Consider the following 4,805-nt stretch of genomic DNA (forward strand, 5'->3'; position numbering starts at 1 on the left):
AATAACCAGCATAGTAATAGGATTCGCCATATTGAGTTTACTACTTACATTTACAATCATGCTTCATAACAGGTATCATACAGTGGATATCGATTTAATAGAAGGAATGTTAGAAGGAGAAGAGGAATGATTCTTTATTTGAGTATTATCCCACTTTTGCTTGGTGGAGTATCGCTAATACTTAATCAAAGGACAAAAATAACCATTGTTTTGACTTTCACTTCCCTGTTAACATCGATTGTAATATTATTATTCAATATTGGAAAAAACTTCGAAATGGTCATAGGTAACTGGGGAACACTGGGTATTTCCATAGGATATGATGAATTTGCTCTACCTTTTCTTTTGGCTGTGATAGTGGTTCTTTCAGCAATAACGTTGAATTCTCTTCAAAAAAGCTACGATGGTTTTTTTTATGCTCTGATCACATTACTTCTTGGATCACTGAATGCTGTTTTCATAACCAGGGATCTTTTCAATGTCTACGTCTCTTTTGAACTCGCATCGATAATTGGCTTTATTTTAATTGCCTACGGCAGAAAAGGGAAGCAAATCTGGGCTACGGTTAAATATATGTTGATTTCAGCGCTTGGATTCAACTTTTATCTTATAGGAATAGGACTTGTTTACATGAAAAGTGGAACCTTCTCTTTTTCTGCACTTGATTATATGGACAAGCTGCCAGCTGTTCTTATCTTCACCGGGCTTTCGGTTAAATCGGGTTTATTTCTGCTCTCCATGTGGCTTCCAGATGCCCATGCAAATGCTATCACCGAAGTATCTCCAATACTCTCCGGGTTGATGGTAAAAATAGAGGATTATTTAGTGATACGGTTTCTACAATATGGCTCCTTTCAATGGTTGAGAAATTTCTATCTTGTGATTGGTACGTTCAGCGCTGTAGCTGGCGTGCTTTTTGCTATGAATGCAAAGAAGGCTAAGGATGTTCTTGCCTATCACACGTTTTCTCAGATTGGTTTTATCATAGCTGCAAGTAATATGGCAGCAGCATGGCACGCTTTCAGTCACGCAGTTTTTAAGGGATTGTTGTTCATGACCGCTGGAAACATAAAAGAAAGACTAGGAACTCAAAAAATCCAGGAATGGAAAGGAAAAATCAATATAAAAGAGTATATCCCATTACTTGTTGGTTCTGCAGCGATTATGGGTACCCCCTTAACATCTGGCTTTGTCACCAAAAATGGTATTATGGATTCCATATCAGGGCCTGCAAAATATTTTCTCGTGGTTGCTTCCATTGGAACAGTTATCAGTTTCTCGAAATTGATATTTGTAGGTGTCTCTAAGGAAAAAATGAAACTTCGCTGGAACATGTGGCTTGCCTATGGCATTATGGTCGCTGCAGTCTTCATTCATGGAATTATAGGTTTTGATACCCATCATACTCTTGATGCTCTGATTATGATTGCGACAGGGATACCGCTTTTCTTCATGTTGAAAAAATTCCTGAATCCACTACCGAGAATTTTTGAAAGGCTCGATAATGCTCTCATATTATATCTACTGCTTTTTGGAATAATGCTAACTTTTGTATTGGAATAAATCTCTTTCTACTACATTTTCCACTTGAAATTATGGAATACATACTTTATAATAGTGGCGTGTACGCCCGTAGCTCAACTGGCAGAGCGGCGGTCTCCAAAACCGTAGGCTGGGGGTTCGACTCCCTCCGGGCGTGCCATCAAAGGGGACATTGTCCCCTTTTTTCTTTACTAAAAGAGTAAGATCGGGTCTAGGGTACTAAAGACCGGGTTTAGGGTTTAGTAAAAACACTAGACCCTATACCCGCTTTACTATGAGACAGGTCTTGTTGTTAGTTTCTTGCCCTCTGAGCTTCACGTATCTTCACAATACTAAGTCAAGCCGATTTTTGAATTTCGCTTTTCCAAGTGCTAAAGTAGTGGTAGGTGATACTATGGAGAAAATCGTAGAGTTCATAAGGAAAACTATCGAAAAGTACAACTACGCTGGAGCAATAGTGGGGATCAGTGGGGGAATTGACTCAGCTGTCACCGCTGCACTTTGCGTTGAAGCTCTCGGAAAGGAAAGGGTTTTTGGCATGCTATTGCCAGAAAGAGACTCCTCGCCAGACAGTTTGAAGCTTGGTGTTAAGTATTGTAACTGGATTGGAATACCCTATAAAATAGCAAAAATCACTCCTGTTCTCAGAGCTTTGGGTGTATACAAATTGCAACCGCCAGCATTTCTGATACCATACAGTATCAAAAAAAGGTACGCACTAAAAAAATGGGAAGCTCAGGGCGGGACAAACGTATTCATAAATGATTTGAAAAACTCAGGCGATGCCGAAATGAGAAAGGGCATGGCTTATTATCGCGCAAAGCATCGAGTCAGAATGTGCCTGCTTTATCTGGAAGCTGAGAAAAAGGGGTATGCTGTTGTTGGGACGACAAATAAGACGGAATATTTAACAGGCTTTTATGTAAAATGGGGGGACGATGCGACCGATATAGAACCCCTTCTTCACCTGTATAAAACCGATGTTTTTAAGCTGGCAAAAAGATTGAATATACCAGATGAAATATTTAACAGGCAGCCTTCACCTGACTTGATCCCCGGATTAACAGATGAAAGTGCGATGGGTATCAGTTATGTTGACCTTGATAGAATTTTGAAAAAGATGGAAAATGGTGTATCAATTGAAGGTGAACCACATGAGAAAGTAGAAAGAGTCAACATGCTTTTAAAGGCTGCAAAATACAGAAATATAAGGATGCTTTCCCTTTAAAAAGCATTAAGTCTTGACTATGGAGTGTTTTTGCTTTTCCTTCAGTCGTATTTGCTCCGGTATTACTTGATATTTTATAGGATTGCGCTTGATTCTGGCTTCTGATGTGCTTCGCATATGTTTGGATATCTGGTAATATATATATGTACACCATTTCCCATTAAATCGTGATGGGGGGAGTTTTGATGGAGATAGGTATTTTTGGTCTAACTATGAGTGGAAAGACTACCATTTTCTCTTTGCTAACAGGCGTTAATTTAGAGGAGCATGCTCATAAGAATGAGCCTTTAACCGGTGTTGCTAAGATACATGATGAAAGGGTGGAACGGCTTTCCGAACTTTTTAAGCCTAAAAAGACAACATATGCAACCCTTTCTTTTATAGATATCCCCGGATATGATCTTTCTGCTAATAGGAAAGAAAAAAACAGAATTTTTCAGTTTATTCAAAACGCAGATTCGTTGTTAGCCGTTGTTCGAGCTTTTGAAAGCCCCTCAGTGCCCTGGCCACCAGAAGCAGAAGAACCTGTGAAACAGCTCGAAATTATAAAGTCGGAATTGCTGCTCAGGGATTTAGAAGTAGTTGAAAATAGACTCCTAAGGCTTTCAGAAACGGAAAAAAAGAAGAAATTGTCACCAGATGAATCAGCTGAAAAAGAAATCCTTGAAAGAATCAGTCAGATTCTCGAGCAAGAAAAGTTTGTGAGTACTGCGAATTTGGCCGAAGAACAGTTAAAAAGAATAGGCTCGCTTTCTCTTTTTACGGCGAAACCTGTAATTGTTGTAGCTAACCTTGATGAAGATCAATTCAGCACTAAGAAATATAACGGTAAGGAAAAACTCGTAGAAAGCTGCGAGGAAAATAAATTTGCCTATTTGGAGCTATCAGGGAAAATAGAGCAAGAATTGAATGCCCTTTCAGCAGAGGACAGGGAACTGTTCATGAACGAACTTGGCATTGAAGAAAGTGGTATTCAAAGGCTTTCACGCGTTGTTTATGAACATGTGGGACTTATCTCGTTCCTTACTGTTGGAGAGGATGAAGTTCGTGCCTGGACAGTAAAAAAAGGCGCGACAGCCTTAGATTGTGCCGCTAAAGTACATACAGACCTAGCGAAAAGATTTATCAAAGCAGAGGTTATCTCTTATGATGACTTTATGAAAGCCGGGAGCATGGCTGAAGCAAAAAAACTGGGGCTTCTACGGCTGGTTGGAAGGGAAGAGGTTGTACATGATGGAGACATCGTCCACATCAGAGCAAACGCTTAGACTTTGCGATACTCACTCTCACATTTCTTTTAAACAATTCGACCATGATAGAGAACGCATCATTTCACAACTGAAGAATGGTGAACTTGAATTCCTTATAGAAATAGGTATAGACCTTGAAACTTCAAAAAGGGTCGTTGAACTTGCATCAAAGCATGAGAATATTTTCGCAGCGATAGGGATTCATCCACATGAAAGCAATGATACACCATCTAATTACACAGAAGAAATGAGAATTTTGGCTGAATATAAAACAGTAGTCGCTATAGGAGAAATCGGTCTTGATTATTACAGAAATCTATCGCCTAAAGAAATACAAAAGAGGGTTTTTAGGGAACAATTATTTCTTTCCAGAGAGCTAAAACTTCCAGTTGTTGTACACGTTCGGGATGCTTATGATGATGCCTATGAGATTATAAAGGAATTCAAAGGAGAACTGCATGGTGTTATCCACGCTTTTTCGGGTACCATAGCTGATGCTAAGCGTTTTGTCGATCTGGGGTTTAAGCTGGGAATTGGTGGACCGCTTACATATCCTAAAAATAACGAATTGAGAGAAATAGTGCGCCACTTTTCATTAGTACATTTTTTGTCAGAGACTGATTGCCCTTATTTGCCCCCACAGAAGTACAGGGGAAAGAGAAATGAACCAGCTTATGTGCGGTTTGTTATTGAATTGATATCGGAGCTGAAAGGAATCTCGGCTTCAAGTTGCAGTACCATTTTATGCGAAAACGCAATTGACCTTTTTAAGCTTCAAACATAAC

4 protein-coding genes and 1 tRNA gene are annotated in these 4,805 nt (G+C 39.4%); all 5 read left to right on the plus strand.

Going from position 1 to position 4,805, the window contains the following annotated elements; genetic code table 11:
• The first annotated feature begins 126 nt into the window (after positions 1 to 126).
• Positions 127 to 1,563 (plus strand): proton-conducting transporter transmembrane domain-containing protein, encoded by a 1,437-nt coding sequence (locus tag AC3LHT_RS08695; protein WP_488662608.1) that lies wholly within the window; start codon positions 127 to 129, stop codon positions 1,561 to 1,563.
• Between the two features lie 63 nt (positions 1,564 to 1,626).
• A tRNA-Trp gene (locus tag AC3LHT_RS08700) sits at positions 1,627 to 1,702 on the plus strand.
• A 234-nt stretch (positions 1,703 to 1,936) separates the two neighbouring features.
• Positions 1,937 to 2,770, plus strand: a complete 834-nt coding sequence (gene nadE, locus AC3LHT_RS08705) for an NAD(+) synthase (RefSeq protein WP_488662609.1) — start codon at positions 1,937 to 1,939, stop codon at positions 2,768 to 2,770.
• Positions 2,771 to 2,955: 185 nt separating this feature from the next.
• Positions 2,956 to 4,038: a DUF933 domain-containing protein gene (locus AC3LHT_RS08710; protein WP_488662610.1), complete on the plus strand. Its 1,083-nt coding sequence runs from the start codon at positions 2,956 to 2,958 to the stop codon at positions 4,036 to 4,038.
• Entirely contained in the window at positions 4,001 to 4,804 is an 804-nt protein-coding gene (locus AC3LHT_RS08715; RefSeq protein ID WP_488662611.1) for a TatD family hydrolase, read from the plus strand. The genes AC3LHT_RS08710 and AC3LHT_RS08715 overlap by 38 nt, the downstream gene beginning before the upstream one ends.
• Position 4,805 lies beyond the last annotated feature (1 nt).

The organism is Kosmotoga sp., assembly GCF_982836095.1.